At 71.0% G+C, this 23568-nt stretch carries 29 protein-coding genes; 10 read left to right on the top strand and 19 right to left on the bottom strand.

All coding sequences use genetic code 11. From position 1 onward, the window contains the following. Window position 1: 1 nt before the first annotated feature. Window positions 2–526, bottom strand: a complete 525-nt coding sequence (locus tag NP777_RS36175) for an O-acetyl-ADP-ribose deacetylase (protein ID WP_256654418.1) — start codon at window positions 524–526, stop codon at window positions 2–4. A 233-nt stretch (window positions 527–759) separates the two neighbouring features. On the opposite strand from NP777_RS36175, the gene NP777_RS36170 reads away from it, so the two are divergent. Then, on the top strand, window positions 760–1986 hold the full coding sequence (locus tag NP777_RS36170) for a PP2C family protein-serine/threonine phosphatase (RefSeq protein WP_256654417.1): 1227 nt from the start codon (window positions 760–762) through the stop codon (window positions 1984–1986). A 49-nt stretch (window positions 1987–2035) separates the two neighbouring features. Here NP777_RS36170 and NP777_RS36165 read toward each other — a convergent pair whose 3' ends face one another. The 3 genes from NP777_RS36165 to NP777_RS36155 form a co-directional block, all read right to left on the bottom strand. Continuing rightward, window positions 2036–2380 carry a DUF2516 family protein gene (locus tag NP777_RS36165; RefSeq protein WP_037955086.1) on the bottom strand — a complete coding sequence of 115 codons (345 nt, stop codon included), beginning with the start codon at window positions 2378–2380 and terminating at the stop codon, window positions 2036–2038. Window positions 2381–2498: 118 nt separating this feature from the next. Further along, window positions 2499–3200: a hypothetical protein gene (locus tag NP777_RS36160; RefSeq protein ID WP_256654416.1), complete on the bottom strand. Its 702-nt coding sequence runs from the start codon at window positions 3198–3200 to the stop codon at window positions 2499–2501. 18 nt (window positions 3201–3218) lie between these two features. Continuing rightward, window positions 3219–3632 (bottom strand): helix-turn-helix domain-containing protein, encoded by a 414-nt coding sequence (locus NP777_RS36155; RefSeq protein WP_256654415.1) that lies wholly within the window; start codon window positions 3630–3632, stop codon window positions 3219–3221. 238 nt (window positions 3633–3870) lie between these two features. On the opposite strand from NP777_RS36155, the gene NP777_RS36150 reads away from it, so the two are divergent. The 4 genes from NP777_RS36150 to NP777_RS36135 all read left to right on the top strand — a co-directional run bounded on the left by NP777_RS36150 (window position 3871) and on the right by NP777_RS36135 (window position 7260). Beyond that, on the top strand, window positions 3871–4227 hold the full coding sequence (locus NP777_RS36150) for a YciI family protein (RefSeq protein ID WP_191068298.1): 357 nt from the start codon (window positions 3871–3873) through the stop codon (window positions 4225–4227). A 47-nt stretch (window positions 4228–4274) separates the two neighbouring features. Then, a complete protein-coding gene (locus tag NP777_RS36145; RefSeq protein WP_391858641.1) occupies window positions 4275–5567 on the top strand; it encodes an RNA polymerase sigma factor in 1293 nt (430 codons plus the stop codon). A gap of 175 nt (window positions 5568–5742) precedes the next feature. Further along, window positions 5743–6615, top strand: a complete 873-nt coding sequence (locus NP777_RS36140) for an oxidoreductase (protein ID WP_256654414.1) — start codon at window positions 5743–5745, stop codon at window positions 6613–6615. Window positions 6616–6717: 102 nt separating this feature from the next. After that, entirely contained in the window at window positions 6718–7260 is a 543-nt protein-coding gene (locus NP777_RS36135; protein WP_256654413.1) for a GNAT family N-acetyltransferase, read from the top strand. Here the strand turns inward: NP777_RS36135 and NP777_RS36130 are convergent. The 3 genes from NP777_RS36130 to NP777_RS36120 form a co-directional block, all read right to left on the bottom strand. Beyond that, complete coding sequence (locus tag NP777_RS36130; RefSeq protein ID WP_256654412.1) at window positions 7257–8114, bottom strand: NAD(P)H-dependent oxidoreductase; 858 nt, start codon at window positions 8112–8114, stop codon at window positions 7257–7259. The two genes, NP777_RS36135 and NP777_RS36130, sit on opposite strands and share 4 nt — an antisense overlap. Before the next feature lie 127 nt (window positions 8115–8241). Further along, a complete protein-coding gene (locus NP777_RS36125; RefSeq protein WP_256654411.1) occupies window positions 8242–8418 on the bottom strand; it encodes a hypothetical protein in 177 nt (58 codons plus the stop codon). After that, window positions 8367–9005, bottom strand: coding sequence for an NADPH-dependent FMN reductase (locus NP777_RS36120; RefSeq protein ID WP_256654410.1), 639 nt, complete (start codon window positions 9003–9005; stop codon window positions 8367–8369). Before NP777_RS36120 ends, NP777_RS36125 begins: the two co-directional genes overlap by 52 nt. Before the next feature lie 52 nt (window positions 9006–9057). Between NP777_RS36120 and soxR the strand changes: the two genes are divergently transcribed. Further along, window positions 9058–9519 carry a redox-sensitive transcriptional activator SoxR gene (gene soxR, locus NP777_RS36115; RefSeq protein ID WP_256654409.1) on the top strand — a complete coding sequence of 154 codons (462 nt, stop codon included), beginning with the start codon at window positions 9058–9060 and terminating at the stop codon, window positions 9517–9519. Window positions 9520–9531: 12 nt separating this feature from the next. On the opposite strand, the gene NP777_RS36110 is transcribed toward soxR, so the two are convergent. Together NP777_RS36110 and NP777_RS36105 are read right to left on the bottom strand one after the other, a co-directional pair. Next, window positions 9532–10779, bottom strand: a complete 1248-nt coding sequence (locus NP777_RS36110) for a GNAT family N-acetyltransferase (RefSeq protein ID WP_256654408.1) — start codon at window positions 10777–10779, stop codon at window positions 9532–9534. A gap of 208 nt (window positions 10780–10987) precedes the next feature. Then, a complete protein-coding gene (locus NP777_RS36105) occupies window positions 10988–11620 on the bottom strand; it encodes an RsiG family protein (protein ID WP_256654407.1) in 633 nt (210 codons plus the stop codon). Window positions 11621–11766: 146 nt separating this feature from the next. Between NP777_RS36105 and dtd the strand changes: the two genes are divergently transcribed. Next, window positions 11767–12192 (top strand): D-aminoacyl-tRNA deacylase, encoded by a 426-nt coding sequence (dtd, locus tag NP777_RS36100; protein WP_137978918.1) that lies wholly within the window; start codon window positions 11767–11769, stop codon window positions 12190–12192. Window positions 12193–12226: 34 nt separating this feature from the next. Here dtd and ygfZ read toward each other — a convergent pair whose 3' ends face one another. From ygfZ to NP777_RS36085, 3 genes are all read right to left on the bottom strand, one after another. Continuing rightward, window positions 12227–13192, bottom strand: a complete 966-nt coding sequence (ygfZ, locus tag NP777_RS36095; protein ID WP_256654406.1) for a CAF17-like 4Fe-4S cluster assembly/insertion protein YgfZ — start codon at window positions 13190–13192, stop codon at window positions 12227–12229. 9 nt (window positions 13193–13201) lie between these two features. Beyond that, window positions 13202–13711, bottom strand: a complete 510-nt coding sequence (locus tag NP777_RS36090) for a Fur family transcriptional regulator (protein WP_256654405.1) — start codon at window positions 13709–13711, stop codon at window positions 13202–13204. 160 nt (window positions 13712–13871) lie between these two features. Then, entirely contained in the window at window positions 13872–14435 is a 564-nt protein-coding gene (locus tag NP777_RS36085; RefSeq protein WP_137978920.1) for an FABP family protein, read from the bottom strand. Between the two features lie 272 nt (window positions 14436–14707). Between NP777_RS36085 and NP777_RS36080 the strand changes: the two genes are divergently transcribed. Beyond that, entirely contained in the window at window positions 14708–15073 is a 366-nt protein-coding gene (locus NP777_RS36080; RefSeq protein ID WP_256654404.1) for a DsrE family protein, read from the top strand. 90 nt (window positions 15074–15163) lie between these two features. Here the strand turns inward: NP777_RS36080 and NP777_RS36075 are convergent, their stop codons facing one another. From NP777_RS36075 to NP777_RS36050, 7 genes are all read right to left on the bottom strand, one after another. Beyond that, window positions 15164–15421, bottom strand: coding sequence for a DUF3099 domain-containing protein (locus NP777_RS36075; protein WP_014053929.1), 258 nt, complete (start codon window positions 15419–15421; stop codon window positions 15164–15166). A 115-nt stretch (window positions 15422–15536) separates the two neighbouring features. Next, window positions 15537–15824 carry a DUF1416 domain-containing protein gene (locus NP777_RS36070; protein ID WP_020869513.1) on the bottom strand — a complete coding sequence of 96 codons (288 nt, stop codon included), beginning with the start codon at window positions 15822–15824 and terminating at the stop codon, window positions 15537–15539. Between the two features lie 32 nt (window positions 15825–15856). After that, window positions 15857–16696, bottom strand: coding sequence for a sulfurtransferase (locus NP777_RS36065; protein ID WP_256654403.1), 840 nt, complete (start codon window positions 16694–16696; stop codon window positions 15857–15859). Between the two features lie 158 nt (window positions 16697–16854). Beyond that, window positions 16855–16935 carry a putative leader peptide gene (locus tag NP777_RS48660; protein ID WP_359104787.1) on the bottom strand — a complete coding sequence of 27 codons (81 nt, stop codon included), beginning with the start codon at window positions 16933–16935 and terminating at the stop codon, window positions 16855–16857. A 211-nt stretch (window positions 16936–17146) separates the two neighbouring features. Continuing rightward, a complete protein-coding gene (locus NP777_RS36060) occupies window positions 17147–17833 on the bottom strand; it encodes an LmeA family phospholipid-binding protein (protein WP_256654402.1) in 687 nt (228 codons plus the stop codon). Between the two features lie 85 nt (window positions 17834–17918). Then, the gene (locus NP777_RS36055; RefSeq protein WP_256654401.1) at window positions 17919–19388 is read right to left on the bottom strand and encodes a hypothetical protein; all 1470 of its coding nucleotides are present in this window, start codon (window positions 19386–19388) and stop codon (window positions 17919–17921) included. Window positions 19389–19399: 11 nt separating this feature from the next. Continuing rightward, window positions 19400–19675: a MoaD/ThiS family protein gene (locus tag NP777_RS36050; RefSeq protein ID WP_020869510.1), complete on the bottom strand. Its 276-nt coding sequence runs from the start codon at window positions 19673–19675 to the stop codon at window positions 19400–19402. Window positions 19676–19796: 121 nt separating this feature from the next. Between NP777_RS36050 and NP777_RS36045 the strand changes: the two genes are divergently transcribed. Together NP777_RS36045 and NP777_RS36040 are read left to right on the top strand one after the other, a co-directional pair. Next, window positions 19797–21539, top strand: a complete 1743-nt coding sequence (locus tag NP777_RS36045) for an ABC transporter ATP-binding protein (RefSeq protein WP_256654400.1) — start codon at window positions 19797–19799, stop codon at window positions 21537–21539. Continuing rightward, on the top strand, window positions 21536–23494 hold the full coding sequence (locus NP777_RS36040) for an ABC transporter ATP-binding protein (protein ID WP_305890468.1): 1959 nt from the start codon (window positions 21536–21538) through the stop codon (window positions 23492–23494). The genes NP777_RS36045 and NP777_RS36040 overlap by 4 nt, the downstream gene beginning before the upstream one ends. Window positions 23495–23568 lie beyond the last annotated feature (74 nt).

Below are 23568 nucleotides of genomic sequence, written 5' to 3'. Positions count from 1 at the left end.
CTCAGGCCGGCGGCAGCTCGTTCAGGGCCGTCTCGAAGGCGTCGTACGCGCGTTGGTCGAAGAGGGTGAAACGGGCCTCGGTGACCGAAGTGTCCGTATCGCGCACGGTGGTGAGCGCGATGCGGGCCGCGTCGTCCAGCGGCCAGCGGTAGACGCCCGTGGAGACGGCCGGGAAGGCCACCGTACGGGCGCCCAGTTCGTCGGCGACCCGCAGCGACGCGCGGTAGCAGGAGGCGAGGGTGGCCGAGCGGTCCTCGGTCGCGGAGAAGACCGGTCCGACCGTGTGGATCACCCAGCGGGCGGGCAGTCGCCCGGCCGGGGTGGCGACCGCCTCACCGGCCGGAAGTCCCTTGCCGTAGCGAGATGCGCGCAGATCGCGGCATTCATCCAGAATGTCGGGACCGCCCCGCCGATGGATGGCCCCGTCGACGCCACCCCCTCCCAACAGGGAGGAGTTGGCCGCGTTCACGACCGCGTCGACGCTCTGCTCGGTGATATCGCCCAACGCCAGCGTGATGTTCGTCATCTCGGGATTGTCTCCCGGGCCGCCAAGTGCCGCATGACGTGCGGCATATGACAAAAGTCGGTGCCTGGAGGCCATTCCGCGAAACGGCCGCCTAGCGCTAAGGTCGCCTGGCAGTATCCGGTACCCGCGCCCTGACGCCGCTGAAACCGACCAGTCGGTGTGCGTACCCGGAATCCCACAGCGCTCCACCGGTCGGCGGGGCGCGCCCTCGGGGGGAGGGAAGGAATCGAGCGATGTCCGTACCCGTGCCGAGGCAACGGGAGGCACCGGCCCAGTCGGCCGGTCCCGCCACCCTGCCCGACAACGGGCTCACCCTGCTGGTGATCGAGGACGATCCGTCCGGTGCCTTCAACGTTCCCGAAATGCTTGATACCGAGGGTAACCGGGTCCGCATCCGTATGGCCCGCAACCTCACCGAGGCCAGCCGGCTGCTCACCGACGGGGTGCAGTGCATCCTCCTGGCCCTGCCGGGCCCGTGCCACGACGGCGTCGACTCGCTGGCCACGCTGCGCGATGTGCTGAGGCTCGCGCCCTCGCACGCCGTCCTCGTGCTCACCGCCGAGGACGACGCCGAGCGCGCCGCCGAGGCGGTGCGGGTGGGCGCCCAGGACTTCCTCTTCCGCGGCGAGCTGGATGGCCGGATCCTCAGCCGCGCCATCCGCTACGCCGTCGAGCGCAAACGTGCCGACCTCGCCCAGCGCCAGCTCACCGAGTCACGGCTGCGCGCCCAGGAGAACGCCCGGCTGGAGCGCGGACTGCTGCCCACCCCGCTGCTGGACGGCTCCGGGCTGCACTTCGCCGCCCGCTACCGGCCCGGCCGCAGCCGCGCCCTGCTCGGCGGCGACTTCTACGACACCGTCCGCACCCCGGACGGCACGGTCCACGCGATGATCGGCGACGTCTGCGGCCACGGCCCGGACGAGGCCGCCCTCGGCGTGGAGCTGCGGATCGCCTGGCGCGCCCTGACCTTCGCCGGGCTCTGCGGCGATCAGCTGCTCGGCACCCTTCAGCAGGTGCTGGAGAACGAACGCGCCGACGATGAGATCTTCGCCACACTGTGCACCGTCGATATCGCCCCGGACGGCCGCCGGGCCGGGGTCTGCCTGGCCGGGCACCCCGCACCGCTGGCGATCCGCCCGAGCATGGCGCCCCGGCTGCTGCCGACCGACGAGAACGGCCCGGCGCTGGGCCTGCTGCCGAACGCCCGCTGGCCGCGCCGCGAGGTCGAGCTCGGCGGGGCGTGGAGCCTGATGATGTACACCGACGGGCTGATCGAGGGCCGCGTCGGGCAGGGGGTGCAGCGGCTCGGCCAGGAGGGGATGGTCGAGATCGTGGCGCGCCAGGTCGCGGAGGGACGGCGCGGCGAGGAGCTGCTGGACGCGACCGTCACCGAGGTGCGGTCGCTGAACGGCGGGGAGCTGACCGACGATCTGGCGGTGCTCTTGCTGGACCGCGGCTGACCGGCCGCGGCCCGTTTGCGATCGTTCGTGATGAGGCCGCTCGTGCCCGCTATCGGCCGTTGAAGGGCCCGTAAGGGCCGTCGGAGCTGGAGCCGCGGCCGCGCGGCCAGCGGCGGCCGCCGCCGGAGACCTGCCGCAGCGCGGGCCGGACGTCGACGATGTACACGATCGTCGCGATCAGCCCGATGATCGGCAGGAAGTCCAGGATTCCCATGAAGAAGTTCACCGCGGCGGCGAGGCCGAGGATGATCAACCAGAATGCCTTGGTCTGCTTGTCCGCCGCTCGATACGCGTCCTCCCGGCGGATCGCCGAGTCGACGAAGGCGAAGAGGCTGAAGAGGAGCAGGGCCCAGGAGACCCAGTACATCAGCTTGCCGAAGCCTTCAACCAGCACGCCGTCCACCGCCTAGAAGATATGTATGGGAAGCGTCTCTGCGGGCCACCGTACCCGCCCACCGGGCCGGGCACGCAGGGTATACCCGGCGTACCCGGCCCGGTCGTGGGTGTGCGCGTCAGCCGGCCGACTTCGGCTCCGGCTTCTTGGCGGCGGTGGCGGGCTTGTTGCCGCGGGCCGGGGCCTTCTTGGCCTGGGAGGCCGAGGAGGCCGCGGACGGCTGAGCGCCCGAGTGGCCGGAGCCGCCCGAGTGGCCGGAGCCGCCCGACGCGGCGGGAGTGGCCGGCTTGGCCGGGGACTTCGGGGTCTCCTTGGACGAGTCCATGGCGACCGAGTGCGACGGCGCCTTGGACCGGGTGGCGTGGCCGTCCCGCTCCCCCTTGGGCTCGATCGCGTCGGCGATGTCGACGACCTCGTCGGCCGCCTCACCGCGCCAGGTCCGCACGACCTCCTGGCCGTGCTCGGCCACCTCGTCGTACCGCTCCCGCGCCTTCACGGCGAGCTCGGCGGCCCGGCCCACACCCTGTAGGGCCAGTTCCTGCGCGGTGTCGCGCAGCCGCTTGATGTCGGTGTCGATGGTGCCCAGCATCTCGGTGAGCTTGTCCTGGGCGCCCTTGGCCTGCTGGGAGACCCGCTCCTGCACGACCTTGGGGTCGGTGTTGCGCACCGCGTTCAGGCGCTCCGGGGCCTCGGCGACGATCTTCTCGACGAACGACGGCACCTCCTTGAGCTTCTGGGCGGCGATGTCGGCCGTGCCCGCCATGAAGTACAGCGGGGTCGGGTCGGTGAGGGTCTTGCGTACGTCGTCGGTGATGGCCATGGTGATGGTCCTCCCGGATCAGTTCGAGGGTGCGGCGACGTCGGCGCCGGTGTCGGGGGTGTCGGAGGCGTCGTCCGAGGCGGTCTGGAGCCCGTTCTCCTTGCGGAAGGACTCGTAGATCTGCAGCAGGACCTGCTTCTGCCGCTCGTTGATCGAGGGGTCGGCGAGTATCACGCTGCGCACCTCGGTCTCTTCGCGGTCCCGCTCGTCGAGGATCCCCGCCTGTACGTACAGGGTCTCGGCGGATATCCGCAGCGCCTTCGCCAGCTGCTGCAGGATCTCGGCGCTCGGCTTGCGCAGCCCGCGCTCGATCTGGCTGAGGTACGGATTGGACACCCCGGCCGCATCGGCCAGCTGCCGCAGCGACAGCTGCGCGGTGCGCCGCTGCTCACGCAGGAACTCGCCGAGGTTGCCGACGTTGAGTGATGCCATGCCTCGATGCTGCAACAGGAGCGCTAACTATTGCAAGCATTTGCTTGCAATAGTGGTGTGTGTCATGCGGGGGCCGTCGGTGTGGGCCTGTCGGCGCACCTCGCCGATCCGGCCTCGCCAAAAAATTTCGTGAGATCTGTCGATCCGGGCGGTGCCCGTTCGACGCAGGGGTGAGAGGCGGGGTCAGCCCCCGGCCTCCGTTCCGAAATCTCGATCTCGTTCCGCATGAGGAGTCACCATGCCGCGCTATCTGTCGATGATCCGCGTCGATGAGCAGAACGCCCCCGCCGAGGGTCCCAGCCCCGAGCTCATGGAGCGGATGGGCGAGCTGATCGAGGAGATGACCAAGGCCGGGGTCATGCTGGACACGGCCGGGCTCACCCCGACCTCCGACGGCACCCGGGTCACCTGGTCCGGCGGAAAGATCAGCTGCACCGACGGCCCCTTCACCGAGAGCAAGGAGGTCATCGGCGGCTACGCCCTGCTCCAGGCCAAGGACAAGGCCGAGGCCCTGGAGTGGACCAAGCGGTTCCTGCGGGTCCATGAGGAGTTCTGGACCATCACCGTCGAGGTCCGCGAGGTGGTCGAGCCCTGAGCCGGTAACGCTTGCTCCGTCCCCTTACGGCTGCTCTCATGGTGGCCGTGACGGCAGCAAACCCGGCCGATGCGGCGAAAGCGGCTGAAAGCGCCCAGGGCGGCGAAACAGCCGGCATCGCCGGAACGGTCGAAACGGTCTTCAGGATCGAGTCCGCGCGAATCATCGCAGGCGTCGCCCGCATCGTGCGGGACGTCGGGCTGGCCGAGGAACTCGCGCAGGACGCCCTGGTCACCGCGCTGGAGCGGTGGCCGGAGTCGGGTGTGCCGGACAATCCGGGCGCCTGGCTCATGGCCACCGCCAAGCACCGCGCGATCGATCTCGTACGCCGTAAGGAGACCTACGCACGCAAGCTGGCGGAGGTCGGGCGGGCCCTGGAGGACGTCTCACCGCCCGATCCGGCGGATCTCGCCGGGACCGCCGAGGACATCGACGACGATCTGCTGCGGCTGATCTTCACGGCGTGCCATCCCGTGCTGGCCACGCAGGCCCGGGTCGCGCTCACCCTGCGGCTGCTGGGCGGGCTGACGACGGAGGAGATCGCCCGCGCGTTCCTGGTCCCGGAGCCCACCGTCGCCCAGCGCATCGTCCGGGCCAAGCGGACCCTCGCCAAGGCCGAGGTCCCCTTCGAGGTGCCGTACGGCGACGACCGGACCGCCCGGCTCTCCTCGGTCCTGGAGGTCATCTACCTCGTCTTCAACGAGGGCTACTCCGCGACCACGGGTGACGATCTGGTGCGCCCGGCCCTGTGCGAGGACGCGCTGCGCCTGGCGCGGGTGCTCGCGGGGCTGCTGCCCCGGGAGCCCGAAGTGCACGGACTGGTCTCGCTGCTGGAGTTCCAGTCCTCCCGGGTCGGGGCCCGTATCGGCCCCGGCGGTGAGCCGGTGCTGCTCGCCGACCAGAACCGCACCAAGTGGAACCGCCTGCTCATCCGCCGGGGCGTCGAGGCCCTGCAGCGGGCGGGCCAGGGCCCGTACTCCCTCCAGGCCGCCATCGCCGCCTGCCACGCACGGGCGATCCGCTACGAGGACACCGACTGGACGGCCATCGCCGCCCTCTACGGCCGGCTGATGGCGCTGACCCCGTCCCCGGTGGTGGAGCTCAACCGGGCGGTCGCCGTCGCGATGGCGGAGGGGCCCGCGGCGGGTCTGAAGCTGGTCGAGGCGCTGGCGGAGGAACCGGCCCTCAAGGGCTACCACCTGCTGCCGAGCGTCCGCGGGGATCTGCTGGAGCGGCTGGGGCGGCATGAGGAGGCCCGCGCGGAGTTCGCGCGTGCGGCGGCCCTGACCCGTAACGCCCGGGAGCGGGCGCTGCTGCTGGAGCGGTCGGCGGCGGGCTGAGCTGGTCTTGTCGTGCTGGGCTGGTCTTGTGGGGCCGGTCCGGTCCTGTCGTGCTGAGCTGATCCGGTCGGGCTGGGCTGATCTTGTCGGGCCGGTCCGGTCCCGTTGGGTTGGGCTGATCTTGTCGAGCCGGGTTGATCTTGTGGTCGGGGCGAAAACATGCGCATGCTGCCCCATGACCTCACCTTTCTCATCCTTGTTCGCATCGTCGTACCCATCGTCACCGGTTGATCGGCTGGGCTTCGGGGCCATGCAGCTGCCGGGGCGGTGGAGCGGTCCCGTCGTCGAGCGGGCGACGGCCGTGGCGGTCGCGCGGCGCGCCGTGGAGCTGGGCGCCCGTCATATCGACACCGCGGCCTTCTACTTCTCGGCCACCGAGCGGGCCAACGACATCCTGCGCGAGGCCCTGCACCCGTACCCCGGGCACCTCACCATCGCCACCAAGATCGGGCCGTTGCGCACCGCGACCGGGGAGATGTACGCGGAGGCGCGGCCGGAGCAGCTGCGGGGGCTGGTGGAGGAGAACCTGCGGCAGTTGGGCGTGGACGCGCTCGACCTGGTGTACCTGCGGGTGGGGCGGCTGAAGGCGGTGGGCGGGGTGCCGATCGGGGAGCGGTTCGGCGCGCTGGCCGCACTGCGGGAGGAGGGGCTGGTGCGGGAGCTCGGGGTGAGCAATGTGAGCGCCGAGCAGCTCGCCGAGGCCCGCGCGATCGCGCCCGTGGCGGCGGTGCAGAACCGGTTCGGGGTGCTCGACCAGGCCGACGGGGCGCTGGTGGACGAGTGCGCCGCGGCCGGGATCGCCTATGTGCCGTTCTTCGCGCTGGGCGGCGGCCACACCGACCTGGAGAGCGAGAACCTGCGGACGGTCGCGGAGCGGCACGGCGCGACCGCGCATCAGATCGCCCTCGCCTGGGGCCTCGCCCGCTCGCCCGTGATCGTCCAGATCCCCGGCACCAGCTCACTCGCCCACCTCGAGGAGAACATGGCGGCGGCGCGGATCGCCCTGGACGAGGACGACATGGCGCTGCTGGCGCCGGTGGCGGACTGACGCCGGGCCGGGCCGTGACCTGGGCGCGAGGCCGTTGTCGTACCCCCGTGGTCGAATGAACGGAAGGCGGGCGCAGGGTGCGCCGACGGCGGGAGGTGGCGCATGTCCGGTGGGGCGAGCGGGGCGCGGATGCGGCTCGAGCCGTGGGAGGACAGCGCGCTCTGCCTTGAGCTGCTGCGCCGCGTCAACAGCCCGGAGATGACGGGCCACCTGGGCGGACCGGAGAGCGAGGAGCAACTCCTGGTCCGCCACCGGCGGTACGCCGAGCTGACCGGGCCGGGCGCCGGGCGGATGTACCGGATCGTGCTGCCGGAGGGGGACGAGGGGGACGAGACGGTCGGCAGCATCGGGTACTGGGAGCGGGAGTGGCGGGGTGAGTCGGTGTACGAGACCGGCTGGGGCGTGCTGCCGCCGTTCCAGGGGCGGGGGATCGCGGCCGCGGCCGCGGGGGAGGTGGCCCGGGCGGCCGCGGCGCAACGAACCCATCGGTATCTGCACGCGTATCCGTCCATCGGCCATCCCGCGTCGAACGGGGTGTGCCGCAAGGCCGGGTTCACACTGCTCGGCGAGTGTGAATTCGAGTATCCGGTGGGGACGATGACGCGGTGCAACGACTGGCGGCTGGAGCTGTGGCCGCCCTCCTAGCCGTTCACGGCGGCCCGCGTGCCCTGTGGGCCCTTTGTGCCCTGGTTGCTCTGCGTGCCCTGGGCGTCTTCGGCGGCCGGGGTGCGGGGTTGTGCGTAGTGCACGGAGAGGCCGGTGCGGCCCGGCAGGAGGTCGGGGCGGAGCACCAGGCGCTCGTCGTAGTCCCCGCCGTTCTGACGGCGGAACGGGATCGGCTCCTCGGTCGGCAGGGCGGCCAGCCGCTTCCGCAGCTCGGCGGCATGGGTCTCGTACACCTCGGCCGGGACCCGGTCCGCGCCGTACACCACATACGGCGGCAGCACGGACATCCCGCTGTACCAGAAGGTGCCGTGGTGCAGCGGGAACAGCAGATCGCCGAGCTCACCGTTGACACCGCGCGGGCCCATGGTGGCCTCGGGCGCCCCGGCGGTCAGGACCACCATGGCGCGCTTACCGGCCAGCTTGCCGTCCCCGTAGCGCAGGGTGCGGCCGTCCGGCCCGATGACCCCGTACGCGAAGCCCTTGACGAAGACGCGGTCGAACCAGCCCTTGAGGATGGCGGGCATGCCGTACCACCACAGCGGGAACTGCACGACGAGCGTATCGGCCCAGGCGATCTTCTCCTGCTCGGCGCGGATGTCCGCGCCGAGCGTCCCCGCGTCATAGGCGCGCCGCGAGGCGGCCCCGACGATGAGGCGTTCGTCCGCGTCATGCCGGAAGTCGGCGCCGTCCACCACGGGGTTCCAGCGCATCGCGTAGAGGTCGGACAGCCGGTACTCATGGCCCGCCTCGCGCAGGGCGCGCAGCCCCTCGTCGCGCAACGCCCCGCTGAGGGAACGCTGTTCGGGGTGGGCGAATATCCACAGCACATTCATGCCCACCATGTTCGGAAACCGGCCCCGGGGCCGACGAGTGGCCGGATGGCCAGGATGTACAAGAATCTGGCCAGTCCGGTGGACCGACGGAGTCCCGAGGGCGTGCGGAGCGCGAGGCCCCGGGCGGTCAGCTACGCCCGCTGATCAGCGCCTCCACACCGTCGAGGATCCGCTCCAGGCCGAAGACGAACTCGTCGTAGGGGGCCGCGTTTCCGGCGGCGCCGTCGACGGGGGTCGGCGCCGCCGGGTGGATCAGCCGCCGTACGGGTGGGTGGTGCGGGCCGTGCGCAGGGCCCGCGCCCACCAGGTGAGCTGGTCGAGCATCGCCCCGGCGGCGGTGTCCGGACCCTCGGGGTCCTTCAGTCGGCCGTCCTCCCCGAACAGCCCGCCGGCGTTGTGGAAGCTGACCGTGTCCCGGACGGTCACGGCGTGGACCTCGGCGAAGACCGGCCGCAGATGCTCGACCGCGCGCAGGCCCCCGGAGATACCGCCGTAGGAGACGAAGCCGACCGGTTTGGCCTGCCACTGGGTGAAGTGCCAGTCGATCGCGTTCTTCAGGGAGGCGGGGTAGCTGTGGTTGTACTCGGGCGTGACCACGGCGAACGCGTCGGCCGCGTCCAGCCTGGGCGTCACGGCCTCCAGGGCCGCGACGTCCTCGGGGCCGGGCCGGTGGGTGAGGTCGGTGGGCAGCGGGGTCTCGGCCAGGTCCACGACATCGACGGCCATATCGGAGCGGAGCGTCGCATGACCGGCGAACCAGTCCGCGACCTTCGGCCCGAAGCGGCCCTCGCGGGTGCTGCCGATGATGATGGCGAGCCGGATGGGGGAGTCGGTGTCGGTGGCGGATACGGGCGTGGTGGTCGCCGTCAGGACGGCGGTGTCTGTCGTCATGGGACGAGCCTCGGACTTAAACAAAGGTTGAAGTCAAGCTACCCTCGGCACTATGACGCAACTGACCTGGAAGACCCATGAGCTCACGGTCGGCGATCTGGCGCAGCGCAGCGGGGTGCCCGCCTCCGCGCTGCGCTTCTATGAGCGCGAGGGGCTGATCCACAGCCGCCGCACCTCCGGCAATCAGCGCCGCTACACCCGCGACACCCTCCGCCGCGTGGCCTTCGTCCGCTCCTCGCAGCGCGTCGGCATCCCGCTGGCGAGGATCCGGGAGGTCCTCGGGCTCTTCCCCGAGGACCATGTCCTCACCAAGGAGGACTGGGCCCGGATCTCGGAGTGCTGGCACGCGGACCTCAATGAGCGCATCGAACAGCTGGAGAACCTCCGCGACCACCTCACCGACTGCATCGGCTGCGGCTGTCTGTCGATCGACAAGTGCGCGCTGGCGAACCCCTACGACCGGCTGGGCGAGCAGGGTGCGGGAGCGCGCCGACTGCTCAAGTCCAGCTGCTGAGCGCCGGGCGCCTCAGAAGCTATCGGGGCACCAGGGGCGGCGCGGGGTCCGCAGCAGCCGGTCCGCCAGCGCCGCGGCGCCCGGGCGCTCCTCGGCTATCCGGCCCAGCGAGGCGAGCCGGACCGCCGACTCGTCGCCCAGCCACAGGGTGCCCAACTCGCCGATGTCCATGGTCAGATCGGCCGGACGGCCCGTGGTCGCACACGCCGCGCCGTCGGGGCCCGCCTCCAGGAAGTAGCGGCCCCCGGCCAGCCCGGCGGCGTCGCGCAGCTCAAGCACCAGCGAGCCCTCGGCCGGGTACGTACGCGTCTCCAGCAGCTGGGGCACATCCAGCGGGCGCAGCCACAGCCAGTCGGCATACATGGTGACCTGGGCCGCGCGGGGGTCGCCGAGCAGCAGCGGAAGCAGATCGTCGGGTGCGCGTCGGCCGGTGTTGACCCGGGTCACCCAGTCGGCCGAGAGCAGGAAGTGCCACAGCGCCCGCTCGGCGGCCGGGGTGACCGTGGTCAGCTCGAGCACGGTGGCGGTGTTGTGCGGTCGTTTGTTGCCCTCCCAGCGGTCGTCCGCCGTATAGGCGAGCAGCCCGTCCACCGAGCCGTCGGGGGAGCGGTAGAGGACATAGAACGGCTCGGTCCAGGGGCGGTTGGGGTACCGCCGCTGACCGGTGTTGATCCGCCACCAGTGGTCCGGGCGGTCGATGACGCCATGCTGCCGGGCGCGCAGCCGCTCATGCAGGGCGGGGCCCAGCTTCCGCACCTCGTCGGCGTCGGCGAAGTCGACCCGGCCGCCGTCCACCGGAGCCGAGTGGCGCGGGTCGAGGCCCGCGCGGGGGACGTCCACCTGCCATTCGGTGATCCAGGTGGCCGGGCCGAAGCCGTACCGCCCGTAGATCGGATACTCGGCCGCGATCAGGGTGGCCACCGCCTCGCCCCGCTCCTTGGCGGCACGCAGATCGTGCTCCATCATCCGGCTGAGCAGGCCCCGGCGGCGGTGGGTGGCCGACACCGCGACATTGCTGATCGCGTCGGCCGGGACATCCGCCCCGCCGACCGCCGTCAGCCGCTGCGCGAAGCTGCGGAAGGTGGCCACGCAGCGGTCCCCGTCGAAGACGCCCTGCGTACGGGACAGGTCGATCTGCTCCCGCCGCAGCTCCACCTCCTCCTTCGGCGCCTCCGGCGGGCGCAGAAAGCCGGTGTTGAGCGCGACGGTCCAGTTGACGAGGTCGGAATCGGCGAGTGGGGTGCGGAGTTCGAGGGCCATGCGCACACGCTAAGCGCCCGCCGCCACCGGCCGCACGCCGATTTCCACACCCCTCGGACCAGGTCTTTTCATCACACCGCACCCTGTGGACAGCTCGGCGAGCACCCCGCGAACCAGCGTCCCGAGCACCTCGCGAACGTGCCCCGAGCGTCTCGCGAACCGTGTCCCGAGCACCCCCCGCGGGCAGCCCCCGGCGGCCCGTCGCCGCCTACGCCAGCAGGTCGTCCACCTGCGCCTCTCCCTCGCGGTACCGGCGGGCGATCTCCGCGCTGCAGCCGTCCGCCGTGCGCTGCAGCTCCTGCCGCCGCCGCGACACCTGCTGCTCATGGCCGACGAGGCGGGCCATCGCCCCGTGCAGCTCCTCGTCCGTACGGGCCCGCAGATCGGACAGGCCCACCTCGGCCAGCATCTCCTCGGCCAGCCGCTCGTACTCCGCGTCCTGCGGCGTGCCGAGCGTGACATGCCGGGCCGAGGAGCGGTGCCGTGAGGGGAGATCCGCGAGGATCTCCGGCAGCCGGTCCACCAGCGCGGCGGGCGGCTGGGCCGCGGCCGCCGCGGGCGCCGGGTCACGGCGGTGGCCCAGCTCGGCGCGGAGGATGTCGATCCGCCCCTGGAGCAGTCTGCGCAGATAGCTGAGATCCGCTTCCTCACGCTGTGCCGAGCGGCGCAGTGCCCGCAGCTCCGGCAGCCGCAGAGCGTCCAGACCGCTCGCGGCCGCGGACGTCACGGTCGGCGCCGTCACGGCGGCGGAGTCCGCCAGCCGCCCGCCGCGCTGGCTCGGCGGCCGCGGCGGCAGCAGGCCCTCGGTGGCCATGGGCTGGCCGGTGCCCGATGTGGTCATTGGTGTCCGTCCCCTCCAGCGATGCGTCGTTCCCGCAGTTCCTGCCCGCCTGCACCGCCTGCACGCATCGTGCCACCAGTGATGCTCCCTGTGCAGCGGCTCTCCACCCGATCGGCCCCGGATGGACGCACGGCATGATGGTCGCCATGCGTGCTGTGGTACAGAGAGTGGACGGGGCGAGCGTCGTCGTGGACGGCGAGACGGTCGGCGAGATCGTCGGCCAGGGGCTGTGCGTACTGGTCGGGGTGACGCATGACGACACCCCGGAGAAGGCGGCCCAACTGGCCCGCAAGCTGTGGTCCGTAAGGATGCTCCACGACGAGAAGTCCTGTTCGGACCTGGACGCTCCGCTGCTGGTCATCAGCCAGTTCACGCTCTACGGCGACGCCCGTAAGGGGCGCCGTCCCACCTGGAACGCGGCGGCGCCCGGCGGGGTCGCCGAACCGCTCGTCGACGAGGTGGTGGCCCAGCTGCGGAAGCTGGGCGCACACGTGGAAACGGGCCGGTTCGGAGCGGCCATGAAGGTCTCGCTCACGAACGACGGCCCGTTCACGGTGCTCGTCGAGGTCTAGCCGAACCGCGGGGCCCGGTGGACCGGCAGCGGGTTCACGGCTCCACGACCGTCTCCTGTGCGGCGGCCGTGGAGTCCGCGATCAGCTCCGCGTCCACCGGCACATTGCGCTTGACCAGCGCCAGCGCGATCGGCCCCAGTTCGTGATGGCGGGCCGAGGAGGTGATGAAGCCCAGTTGGCGGCCCTCCTCGCCCTCCGAGGCAAGCCGTATGGGCGCGCCGTGGGACGGCAGTGCCACCTCGCTGCCGTCGAGGTGGAGGAAGACCAGCCGGCGCGGTGGCTTCCCCAGGTTCTGCACCCGGGCGACGGTCTCCTGACCGCGGTAGCAGCCCTTCTGGAGATGGACGGCCGAGCCGATCCACCCCAGCTCATGCGGGATGGTGCGGTGGTCGGTCTCCAGGCCGACCCGCGGCCGGTGGGCCTCGACCCGCAGCGCCTCGTACGCCAGCACCCCGATCGGCGGGCCGCTCGTCTCGGCGAAGGCGGTAAGGCGCTCACGCGGCAGGAAGAGGTCCCGGCCGTGCGGGGTCTCGCGGACGACGGCGTCCTCGGGGGCGTCGGTGATGCTGCCCGCCGGGAGGTGGACGACCGCGTAGTCCTCGGTGCGGTCCGCGATGTCCACCCGGTAGAAGAACTTCATGCTCTCCAGGTAGGCGATCAGCTCGCCCTGGCTGTCGGGCTCCACATGGGCCCAGGTGGTCTCGCCGTCGTCGACGAGATAGAGCGCGTGTTCGATGTGGCCGTGGGTGGAGAGGATCAGGGCTTCGGTGGCCTGGCCCGGCGGGAGGTCGCTGACGTGCTGGGTGAGCAGCAGATGCAGCCAGCTGAGCCGGTCGGCACCGCTGACCGTGACCACGCCGCGGTGCGAGAGGTCCACGAAGCCGGTGCCGTCGGCGAGCGTGCGCTGCTCGCGGAACAGGTCGCCGTAGTGGGCGGCGACGCCTTCGTCGGGGCCCTCGCCGGGGACGGCGCCGGGCAGCGACAGCAAAGGGCTCTTCATGAACTCAGCCTACGACCTGCGGGCTCGGCCCTCACCGGAGCGGGTTTCGGCGTCGTCCCCATCGAGCCGTCCGGGGTCTCCACCGGCCTCTCCACCGCGCTGCCGGGCGGAGCAGGAGGCACACCGGCCGAAGATCGCGAAGTGCTTCAGATCGGTGTCGAAGCCGAAGTCCGCCCGGAGCTGCCGGGTGAAGGCGTCGGTCACGGAGACATCGGCCTCGATCACATCCGTGCAGTCCCGGCACACCATATGGATGTGATGGTGCCGGTCGGCCAGGTGGTACGTGGGGGCGCCGTGGCCGAGGTGGGCATGGCTGACCAGGCCCAGCTCCTCCAGCAGCTCCAGCGTGCGATAGACCGTGGAGATGTTGACGCCGCTCGCGGTGCGGCGCACCTCGGTCAGGATCTCGTCCGGAGTGGCGTGCTCCAGATGATCGACGGCTTCGAGCACGAGCTGGCGCTGCGGGGTCAGACGGTAGCCGCGCTCCCGCAGATCGCTCTTCCAGTCGGTGGTCGCCACGGTGCAAGTGTAGGCGGGCCCGCGGTGCCCGGCCGGACGCACAGGGGCAGAACCGGACGCGGCACGGAAGAGCCCGCCTCGGCGGAGAGCGGAGAGCAGGAACGGAGAGCGGAGAGCAGGGAACGGAGAGCGGAGAGCGGAAGGCGCGAGCCGGGGGAGCTCAGCGGAAGAAGGCGATCCCGTCGTCCGGCAGGTCCTTGAGGTCCTTGGCCCACTCCCGGGGGTCCACGACCTTCTTCAGATGCGCGGACATGTAAGGGCGCAGCTCGACCTCGGGGGTGGCCTTCTCGCCGACCCACATCAGATCGCTGTTGACGTAGCCGTACAGCCGCTTGCCGCCCGAGTACGGGGCCGCGTGGGCGGTGCGGGCCACCGCGTCCGTCGCCAGGTCGATCTGCGGCTTGCCCTCCGCGAGCTCGCCGTACCAGACCTCGATGATGCCCTGGTCGCGGCTCATCACGACCTCGACCTTACGGTCCTTGTCGATCCGCCAGTAGCCGGACTCGGTCTCCAGGGGGCGGACCTTCTTGCCCTCGGAGTCCAGCACCCAGGTGTGCGAGACGTACTCGATGAAGTCACGGCCGTCGTGCGTGAAGGTGGCTTCCTGGCCGAAGTTGCACTTCTCGGCGCCGGGGAAGTCCGAGACGCCGGCCCCTTCCCAGTTGCCCAGGAGGAAGGCGAGCGGCACGAGGTCCGGGTGGAGGTCGGACGGAATCTGGATCATGAATTCAGGCGATCTGTCGAGAGTCGAGCCGTGGTGGCGGGGCGGGAGTGATTCAGCGCTGGCCCTGGTACAGCTTCTTCCAGGTCAGCGCGGCGAAGCCGAGCGTGGCCACGGCGACCAGGATCATCAGGGTGGTGAAGACTGCCTCAAGCACGAGCGCGCTCCTCGGAACAGATGACGGACGGCACCGAGTCTAGTCGCCGCCGGGACGGCCGGTGGAGACAGGTGGCCGTGCGGCGCCGGGCCCCGGGTGCCGAGCCTATGGTTGACGCATGGCGAAGAAGCTGGTGGTCAAGGTGACGGCGGGCGCGGACGCTCCCGAGCGCTGTTCCCAGGCGTTCACGGTGGCGGCGGTGGCCGCGGCGAGCGGGGTCGAGGTCTCGCTCTGGCTGACCGGGGAGGCGACGTGGTTCGCGCTGCCGGGCCGGGCCGCGGAGTTCGAGCTTCCGCATGCCGCGCCGCTTCCGGATCTGATCGACGGCATCCTTACGGGCGGCGGGGCGATCACGGTGTGCACGCAGTGCGCCGCGCGCCGGGAGATCGAGGAGAAGGATCTGATCGAAGGTGCCCGGATCGCGGGCGCTCAGGTCTTCGTGAGCGAGATCATGCCGGATGGCGTCCAGGCGCTCGTGTATTAGCCCGGGTGTCAGCCCGGGTATCAGCCCGTGTGCGAGGGGGCGTCCGGGCGGTCGTGACGCCCGCGGCGGGCTGTTCCCGGTCAATGTCGGTCAATGGCGGTGGTTGTGCTCGTCCAGCTCCCGCCACCACCGGTCGGACTCCTCGTCCCCCGATTCGTCCCACCACCGGTCGTCCGGGCCGCGGCGATTGGCGACGATCGCCGCCAGGGGCGGGATCACCATGGCGACGATGCACATCGCGACCGCGGCGGGCACGGACCACAGGCGCACAAAGGCCCACGCCGAGATGAAGAGCGTCAGACACGCGCCCATCAGGAAGAAGTATGCGTGGCGGCGTCGCGCGTACATATGTCCAGCGTACGTCCGGGACCGCCGCACCGACAGACGGAGGGCCGCACCCCGCCGAGGCGTCCAACCCCGGGGTGCGGCCCTCCGGCCGTGAGTCACGACGCGCCGTGGCGCGTCAGACGGCGATGGCGACCTCCGCCAGCCCGCCCTTCTGGGCGACGACGGTGCGGTCCGCGGTGCCGCCGGGAACCAGGGCACGCAGCGTCCATGTGCCCTCCGCGGCGTAGAAACGGAACTGTCCGGTCGCGGAGGTGGGGACCTCGGCGGTGAACTCGCCGGTGCTGTCCAGCAGCCGGACGTACCCGGCGACGGGCTCGCCGTCGCGGGTCACCGAACCCTGGATCGTGGTCTCACCGGGCTTGATCGTCGAGGCGTCGGGGCCGCCGGCCTTGGCTCCACACATGGATGTCTGTCCTTACGTTCGGGGGAGAGGGGTCAGCTGTCGGAGCCGAGCTCGACCGGCACGCCGACCAGCGAGCCGTACTCGGTCCAGGAGCCGTCGTAGTTCTTGACGTTGGTCTGGCCCAGGAGCTCGTGCAGGACGAACCAGGTGTGAGCGGAGCGCTCACCGATGCGGCAGTAGGCGATGGTGTCCTTCGACAGATCCACGCCCGCGCCCTCGTAGATCTCCTTGAGCTCGTCGTCGGACCTGAAGGTGCCGTCGTCGTTGGCCGACTTCGACCACGGGATGTTGCGGGCGCTCGGGACGTGGCCCGGACGCTGCGACTGCTCCTGCGGGAGGTGGGCCGGGGCGAGCAGCTTGCCGGAGAACTCGTCGGGGGAGCGCACGTCGACCAGGTTCAGTGAGCCGATGGCGTCCACGACCTCGTCGCGGAAGGCGCGGATGGCGGTGTCCTGCGGCTTGGCCCGGTACTCGGTCTGCGCGCGGGTCGGCACCTCGGCGACCAGGTCGCGGGAGTCCAGCTCCCACTTCTTGCGGCCGCCGTCGAGCAGCTTGACGTCCTGGTGGCCGTAGAGCTTGAAGTACCAGTAGGCGTACGCCGCGAACCAGTTGTTGTTGCCGCCGTAGAGGACGACCGTGTCGTCGTTGCCGATGCCCTTCTCCGACAGGAGCTTCTCGAAGCCGGCCTGGTCGACGAAGTCACGGCGCACCGGGTCCTGGAGGTCCTGCTTCCAGTCGATCCGGATGGCGTTCTTGATGTGGTTCTTGTCGTAGGCCGAGGTGTCCTCGTCCACCTCGACGATGACCGTCTTGGGGTCGTCGATACGGGCCTGGACCCAGTCGGCGTCCACCAGGACGTCACTGCGGCTCATGTTTCTCTCCTCCGGGGCAGTTGCGGCGGTACGGGCACGCTCGCGACGCGGCGCCGCGTCGCGAGCGTGCGGCGAGCGTACGAGCGAAGGTGCGGGAAGGCCCGGCGTGACGGGCCGAAGAGGGGGCCGGTCCGTGGCGTGTGCGGACCACGTCCCATTCAGACGTGGCGACAGAGCATGGCGGCGACGCGGCACAGGTCGACTGCCCGCCGCTTCGTGAGATCCGCCTGTCGCTTCATGGGTCCGATCGTAGGGACGGACAGGCGGGCATGTCACCGGCATGTCGCATGATGAGACGTTATCGTCCGGAGAGTGAGATGAGAGAACCTTGAACGGCCGGACGGCGTGGTCGGAGGGGGCCACGCCGGGCGGGAGCGTCCATGGGTGCGGACATGATCGTCTCAGTGAATGGACCAGAGGCGTGATCGGACGCCCCTGGTACTGATCGCGTCAGCCCGTCAGCTGGACGTTATTACCCGCGACCGAGACGTCTATGCCGTCCTTTGAGGTCTCCACCTTTTCCAGCCGCATGCCGGTGGGCAGGCCCTCGATCTTCCGCTCCATGTCGGCCTTCTCGCGCACCTTGTCCTCCCACTGGGGGATGCTGCCGCCCGGTATGGACTCGGCGTGCAGCCGGATGGTGTTGCCGTTCACGATGGTGACCTGGGAGTGGGCGGAGAGGCTGAGGCCCAGCAGACTGCCGGTGATCTTGACCTTGTTGGTGCCCGACGGGTCGTAGCCGACCGTGATCCCCGGACCGGCGGCCTGTGACAGGTCGGCGTAGCTGATGTGGGCCGAGCCGGTGGCGTGGTCGGCGCTGGCCGACGAGAAGTTGCCCGAGATGCGGACGTTGTGCAGCTGGGCGTCGAGCTCGGTGACCCGGACGCTGCGGCCGTCGCCCGCGTCCGTCGTCAGCCCGTCCACGCCGACGTCGACCTCGTCCAGCTCCTTGCCCACGACCTGGGTCAGGAACGGGAAGCCCTTGATCGAGACATTGGGCGTGGTGGTCAGACCCTGAGAACTCTTGATCTTGTCGGCCGCCTTGGACTCGGCCATGTACACCGCGATGCGGTCGGCGGCCACGAAGAGGCCGCCGAGTATCACGACGACGATCAGTGTGATGCGTAGTGCGCGCATGTGCGTGGGTCCCCCAGGCTCTCGCTCAGGCCCTCGCGCCTGAGACTGCGAGCCTATCCGGAGCGGGTGAGCGGGAGCCGGGGAGTCAGCCCAGGGCGCGGCCGATCACATAGACCACGGGGGCCGCGGCCGCGAGCGGCAGCGCCACGCCGGCCGTCATATGGACGAAGCGCGAGGGGTAGTCGTAGCTGGCGACCCGGTGGCCGATCAGCGCGCACGCCCCGGCCGCGAACCCGAGCAGGGCGGCGGTGGACGTGCCCGTCCCGGTGAGCTGCCCGGCCCCTACCCCGGCGCCCGTGGCGGCCGCCAGCGCGACCACGACGGCGGCGGCGGTCGGCAGCGGCAGCGCCCGGACGAGCACGGCCACGGCGACGGCGGCCGCCCCCACCACCACGGCGTCCGAGGACTCGGCGACGGCGGCCAGATGACCGGCCGCGAGCACGGCGAGGGCCGTGGCCGCCACGGCGGCCGTAAGGCCGTACAGCCGCTCGTCCGGGGAGGCGTGGCTGCGCAGCTGGAGGATCAGCACCAGCAACAGCCAGACGCCGATGGCGCCGATGACGACCGTCGGGGCGTGTGACGGCTCGGTGGCGAGCAGGCCGATGTCGGCGGCCAGACCGCCCGCGAAGGCGAGCGCGATGCCCTGCCGGGCGGGCCACATGCCGTTCAGCCGGAACCAGCCCGCCGCCGTGACCGCCTGAAGCGCCACCACGGCGACGGCGACGGCCGGGCGGCCCAGCGGCGCGGTGGCCGCGAGCAGGGCGGCCAGCACGGAGGTCAGGGCGGCGGGGACGAACCCCGGGTGGACGATCTGCGGACGGCCCTCGGCCTTCGCCTTCTCGGCGGCGGTGAGCGGCCGGTCGGGCTGCGGGGCGGGCGGCTCGGCGGTCGCGGCCTGTGCCTGAGCCTGCGCCTGAGCCGGGGCCTGGGGGTGGGAGGGGGCCTGTGCCTGGGACGGGGGCTGGGGGCGCGGCTGGGACGGGGCGGCGGGCTGGTGGTACGGATGCTGCTGCTGATCCCAGCCCTGGGCGTACTGGCCCTGGTGGCCCTGGTGCGGCTGCTGGCCTTGGTGCCCCTGGTACGGCTGCTGCCCGTGCTGGCCTTGCTGGCCTTGCTGCCCGTGCCGGCCCTGCTGGGCGGCGGCGTAGGGATCCGCGTACGGCTGCTGCTGGTACTGCTGCTGGTATTGCTGCTGCGGGTGTTGGTACTGCGACGGCTGGGCCTGGGCGTACCCCTGCTGCTGCGGATACCCCGCGTACCCCTGCCAGTCGGCCGGCTGCTGGGCACCCTGGCCATTGCCGCCGTAAGCGCCATTGCCGCCGTAAGCGCCATTGCCGCCGTGAGTGCCGTTGCCACCGGGGCCGCCATGGCCACCGGGGCCGCCATGGCCGCCGTAAGGCTGCCCGCTCTGGTCGTACCCTCCGTAAGGAGTCTCGTACGACCCGTACGGGGGATACGGCTGCTGCGGCTGCTGGCCCTGCGGCTGCTGGCCCTGCTGCTGGTGGGGCTCGTGGGGCTGGTGCGGCTCGTTGGGCTGGTGCGGCTGGTTGCTCATGAGCTCGGGGTTCACCCTCCTGCGAACGGCGGGAGCACCTCGACCGTGCCGCCCTCGGCGAGTTGGATCGTCTTGTGGTCACGGGTGCCGGCCGGGGCTCCGTCGACCAGGAACGAACAGCGCAGTAGGACCCGCGCGAACTCCGGCCGCGCGGTGTGCCGCTGCCGGGCCGCGTCGAGCGCCTCCGCCAGTGTCCACGCGGTGTACGGCTCCTCCGCGGTACCGGCCGCGGCGCGGGCCGCGGCCCAGTACCGGATGGTCCCGGCGGGCGTGCTCATCATCGCCATCGCGATCCCTTTCCCGTCATCTGCCGCCTCCATGATGACGGGTGCGGGGCCGCGCCCGGGACCACACGCGGTTCGTCGAAAATACGGCCGGTTCGGGACGAGCGTCACTTAAGGTTTCCGTGTGCTGGTACGACTGATACGGGCGTATCTGAGGCCCTATACCCGAACGATCACGCTGATCGTCTTATTGCAGCTTGTGCAGACCCTCGCCACCCTCTACCTGCCCGCGCTGAACGCGGACATCATCGACAGCGGAGTGGTGAAGGGCGACACCGGCTACATCCTCCGTGTCGGCGGGCTGATGATCGCCGTCACCCTCGTCCAGATCGTGTGCGCCGCGGGAGCCGTCTACTTCGGCGCCCGCACCGCCATGGCGCTCGGCCGCGATGTGCGCGCCGCCGTCTTCGACCGGGTGCAGTCCTTCTCCGCCCGGGAGATGGGCCACTTCGGCGCGCCGTCCCTGATCACCCGCACCACCAACGACGTCCAGCAGGTGCAGATGCTGTGCCTGATGGCCTTCACGCTGATGGTCTCGGCGCCGATCATGTGTGTCGGCGGCGTGGTCATGGCGCTCAACGAGGACGTGCCGCTGTCCGGGCTGCTCCTGCTCATCGTTCCGGCCCTGGGCCTCGTGGTCACGCTCATCGCCCGCCGGATGCGGCCGCTGTTCCGCGACGTCCAGCAGCGCATCGACACCGTCAACCGGGTGCTGCGCGAGCAGATCACCGGGATCCGGGTCATCCGCGCCTTCGTCCGCGACACCCATGAGCGCGATCGCTTCACCACCGCCAACACCGGGCTGATGGATGTCTCGCTGCGCGCCGGGCGGCTGATGTCGCTGATGTTCCCGGCCGTGATGCTGGTGGTGAACGTCTCCAGCGTGGCCGTCGTCTGGTTCGGCGGGCACCGCATCGACAGCGGCGGGATGCAGGTCGGCGCTCTGACCGCGTTCCTCAGCTATCTGATGCAGATTCTGTCGTCCGTGATGATGGCCACCTTCATGTTCATGATGGTGCCGAGGGCCGAGGTGTGCGCCGAGCGCGTCCAGGAGGTGCTGGACACCGGGACCAGTGTCGTACCGCCGCTGATGCCCGTCGCGCCCGCGCCCGCCGACGCCGGACGGGGGCTGCTGGAGCTGCGGGGCGTGGAGTTCCGCTACCCCGGCGCCGACGAGCCCGTGCTGCGCGACGTCTCGCTGACCGCCCGGCCCGGCCGGACCACCGCCGTCATCGGCTCCACCGGCAGCGGCAAGTCGACCCTGCTCGGGCTGGTGCCGCGGTTGTTCGACGCGACCGACGGCAGCGTCCACCTCGACGGCGTGGATGTGCGCGACCTCGACCCCGAGGTGATGACCCGGGCCATAGGGCTGGTCCCGCAGAAGCCGTACCTCTTCTCCGGCACCGTCGCCTCAAACCTGCGGTACGGCGACCCCGACGCCACCGACGAGGAGCTGTGGCGGGCCCTGGAGACCGCCCAGGCACGGGAGTTCGTGGCGGCCATGGAGGGTGGCCTGGACGCCCCGATCGCCCAGGGCGGGACCAATGTGTCCGGCGGTCAGCGGCAGCGGCTGGCGATCGCCCGAGCCCTGGTCCGCAGGCCGTCCGTCTACCTCTTCGACGACTCCTTCTCCGCGCTCGACTACGCCACCGACGCCCGGCTGCGGGCGGCGCTCGCGGACGAGACGGACAACGCGACGGTCGTCATCGTCGCCCAGCGGGTGTCCACCATCCGCGGCGCCGATCTGATCGTGGTCCTCGACGCGGGGCGGATCGTCGGCGCCGGCACCCACGCCGAGCTGATGGCCGGCAACGAGACCTACCGCGAGATCGTGCTCTCCCAGCTCACCGAGGAGGAGGCGGCATGAGCGGCCCCACGGCGCCCCGCAGGGGTCCGGCGCCCGCCGCCGGGCCCGGCCGCTTCATGGGCGGCCAGCCCACCGAGCGGTCCATGGACTTCAGCGGCTCCAGCCGCCGGCTGCTGGCCCGGCTCCGCCCCGAGCGCGGGATCGTGCTGCTGGTGCTCGCGCTGGCCACGGTCAGCATCGGCCTTTCGGTGGTGGGCCCGAAGATCCTCGGCCAGGCCACCGACCTGATCTTCGCGGGCATCGTCGGACGGCAGCTGCCCGACGGCGTCAGCAAGGAGCAGGCCGTCCAGTGGCTGCGCGACAAGGACCAGGGCACGGTCGCCGACATGGTCGCCTCGATGGACGTCACCCCCGGCCAGGGCATCGACTTCCACGCGGTCGGCGTCGTACTGCTGTGGGTCACGGCGCTGTACGCGGCCGCCGCGCTCCTGGGCCTGATCCAGGCGCGGGTGGCGACCGTCGTCGTCCAGCGCGCGGTCTTCCGGCTGCGCGAGGACGTGGAGCACAAGCTGGCGCGGCTGCCGCTGGCGTACTTCGACAAGCAGTCGCGCGGCGAGGTGCTCTCCCGCGCCACCAACGACATCGACAACATCCAGCAGACGCTCCAGCAGACCCTCAGCCAGATCATGGCCTCGCTGCTGACGATCGTGGGCGTGCTGTCGATGATGTTCTGGATCTCGCCGCTGCTGGCGCTGGTGGCGCTGATCACCGTCCCGGTCTCGGTGTGGGTGACCACGCGCGTCGGCAAGCGCGCCCAGCCGCAGTTCGTGCAGCAGTGGAAGACCACGGGCAAGCTCAACGCCCATATCGAGGAGATGTACACCGGCCATGCGCTGGTGAAGGTCTTCGGGCGGGAGAAGGAGTCCGCGCAGGCCTTCCGGGAGCAGAACGACAAGCTCTACGCGGCCGGCTTCCGGGCCCAGTTCATCTCCGGTCTGATCCAGCCCTCGATGATGTTCATCGGCAACCTCAACTATGTGCTGGTGGCCGTGGTCGGCGGGCTCCGGGTGGCCTCCGGCGCGCTGTCGATCGGCGATGTCCAGGCGTTCGTCCAGTACTCCCGGCAGTTCAGCCAGCCGCTCACCCAGGTGGCGTCCATGGCCAACATGGTGCAGTCGGGCGTGGCCTCGGCCGAGCGGGTCTTCGAGTTGCTGGACGCGCCCGAGCAGAGCGTGGAGCCGGTGGACGCGCGGCGGCCGGAGGAGGTGCGCGGGCAGGTCGCGTTCGAGGAGGTCTCCTTCCGCTACCAGCCGGACACGCCGCTCATCGAGGGTCTTTCGCTGTCGGTGCGGCCGGGCCAGACCGTGGCCATCGTCGGCCCGACCGGCGCCGGGAAGACCACGCTGGTCAATCTGCTGATGCGGTTCTACGAGGTCAGCGGCGGGCGGATCACGCTGGACGGGGTGGACATCGCCGCGATGTCACGGGAGGAACTGCGCTCCCATATCGGGATGGTGCTCCAGGACACCTGGCTGTTCGGGGGGACGATCGCCGAGAACATCGCGTACGGCGCGGAGGGGGCGAGCTCCGAGCGGATCGTGGCGGCGGCGAAGGCCACCTATGTGGACCGCTTCGTAAGGATGCTGCCGGACGGCTACGACACGGTGATCGACGAAGAGGGCTCCAACGTCAGCGCCGGTGAGAAGCAGCTGATCACGATCGCCAGGGCGTTCCTCTCCGAGCCGTCGATCCTGGTGCTGGACGAGGCCACCAGCTCGGTCGACACCCGTACCGAGGTCCTCATCCAGCGGGCGATGGCCTCGCTGCGCAGCGGCCGTACGAGCTTCGTGATCGCCCACCGGCTGTCGACCATCCGGGACGCGGACGTGATCCTGGTGATGGAGTCGGGGCGGATCGTGGAGCAGGGCTCGCACGACGCGCTGCTCGCGGCCGGGGGTGCGTATGCGCGGCTGTACGCGTCCCAGTTCGCGGAGCCGGTGGCGGAACCCGAATAGCCGGGGCGGAAACCGAATGGCCGGGGCGGAACCCGAATGGCCGGTGGCGGAACCCGAATGGGCGACCGTTCGGG

The organism is Streptomyces rugosispiralis (assembly GCF_024505145.1).
Taxonomy (GTDB): Bacteria; Actinomycetota; Actinomycetes; order Streptomycetales; family Streptomycetaceae; genus Streptomyces; species Streptomyces rugosispiralis.
The sequence above is the reverse complement of the archived record's forward strand: the minus strand, read 5'-3'. Positions and strand labels throughout refer to the sequence as shown.

What these genes read in the sequence shown, in the direction of transcription:
- NP777_RS36175 (WP_256654418.1), bottom strand. Translation starts at nt 526, where the DNA reads ATGACGAACATCACGCTGGCGTTGGGCGATATCACCGAGCAGAGCGTC.
- NP777_RS36170 (WP_256654417.1), top strand. Translation starts at nt 760, where the DNA reads ATGTCCGTACCCGTGCCGAGGCAACGGGAGGCACCGGCCCAGTCGGCC.
- NP777_RS36160 (WP_256654416.1), bottom strand. Translation starts at nt 3,200, where the DNA reads ATGGCCATCACCGACGACGTACGCAAGACCCTCACCGACCCGACCCCG.
- NP777_RS36155 (WP_256654415.1), bottom strand. Translation starts at nt 3,632, where the DNA reads ATGGCATCACTCAACGTCGGCAACCTCGGCGAGTTCCTGCGTGAGCAG.
- NP777_RS36150 (WP_191068298.1), top strand. Translation starts at nt 3,871, where the DNA reads ATGCCGCGCTATCTGTCGATGATCCGCGTCGATGAGCAGAACGCCCCC.
- NP777_RS36140 (WP_256654414.1), top strand. Translation starts at nt 5,743, where the DNA reads ATGACCTCACCTTTCTCATCCTTGTTCGCATCGTCGTACCCATCGTCA.
- NP777_RS36135 (WP_256654413.1), top strand. Translation starts at nt 6,718, where the DNA reads ATGTCCGGTGGGGCGAGCGGGGCGCGGATGCGGCTCGAGCCGTGGGAG.
- NP777_RS36130 (WP_256654412.1), bottom strand. Translation starts at nt 8,114, where the DNA reads ATGAATGTGCTGTGGATATTCGCCCACCCCGAACAGCGTTCCCTCAGC.
- NP777_RS36120 (WP_256654410.1), bottom strand. Translation starts at nt 9,005, where the DNA reads ATGACGACAGACACCGCCGTCCTGACGGCGACCACCACGCCCGTATCC.
- soxR (WP_256654409.1), top strand. Translation starts at nt 9,058, where the DNA reads ATGACGCAACTGACCTGGAAGACCCATGAGCTCACGGTCGGCGATCTG.
- NP777_RS36110 (WP_256654408.1), bottom strand. Translation starts at nt 10,779, where the DNA reads ATGGCCCTCGAACTCCGCACCCCACTCGCCGATTCCGACCTCGTCAAC.
- NP777_RS36105 (WP_256654407.1), bottom strand. Translation starts at nt 11,620, where the DNA reads ATGACCACATCGGGCACCGGCCAGCCCATGGCCACCGAGGGCCTGCTG.
- dtd (WP_137978918.1), top strand. Translation starts at nt 11,767, where the DNA reads ATGCGTGCTGTGGTACAGAGAGTGGACGGGGCGAGCGTCGTCGTGGAC.
- ygfZ (WP_256654406.1), bottom strand. Translation starts at nt 13,192, where the DNA reads ATGAAGAGCCCTTTGCTGTCGCTGCCCGGCGCCGTCCCCGGCGAGGGC.
- NP777_RS36085 (WP_137978920.1), bottom strand. Translation starts at nt 14,435, where the DNA reads ATGATCCAGATTCCGTCCGACCTCCACCCGGACCTCGTGCCGCTCGCC.
- NP777_RS36080 (WP_256654404.1), top strand. Translation starts at nt 14,708, where the DNA reads ATGGCGAAGAAGCTGGTGGTCAAGGTGACGGCGGGCGCGGACGCTCCC.
- NP777_RS36075 (WP_014053929.1), bottom strand. Translation starts at nt 15,421, where the DNA reads ATGTACGCGCGACGCCGCCACGCATACTTCTTCCTGATGGGCGCGTGT.
- NP777_RS36070 (WP_020869513.1), bottom strand. Translation starts at nt 15,824, where the DNA reads ATGTGTGGAGCCAAGGCCGGCGGCCCCGACGCCTCGACGATCAAGCCC.
- NP777_RS36065 (WP_256654403.1), bottom strand. Translation starts at nt 16,696, where the DNA reads ATGAGCCGCAGTGACGTCCTGGTGGACGCCGACTGGGTCCAGGCCCGT.
- NP777_RS48660 (WP_359104787.1), bottom strand. Translation starts at nt 16,935, where the DNA reads ATGAAGCGACAGGCGGATCTCACGAAGCGGCGGGCAGTCGACCTGTGC.
- NP777_RS36060 (WP_256654402.1), bottom strand. Translation starts at nt 17,833, where the DNA reads ATGCGCGCACTACGCATCACACTGATCGTCGTCGTGATACTCGGCGGC.
- NP777_RS36055 (WP_256654401.1), bottom strand. Translation starts at nt 19,388, where the DNA reads ATGAGCAACCAGCCGCACCAGCCCAACGAGCCGCACCAGCCCCACGAG.
- NP777_RS36050 (WP_020869510.1), bottom strand. Translation starts at nt 19,675, where the DNA reads ATGGCGATGATGAGCACGCCCGCCGGGACCATCCGGTACTGGGCCGCG.
- NP777_RS36040 (WP_305890468.1), top strand. Translation starts at nt 21,536, where the DNA reads ATGAGCGGCCCCACGGCGCCCCGCAGGGGTCCGGCGCCCGCCGCCGGG.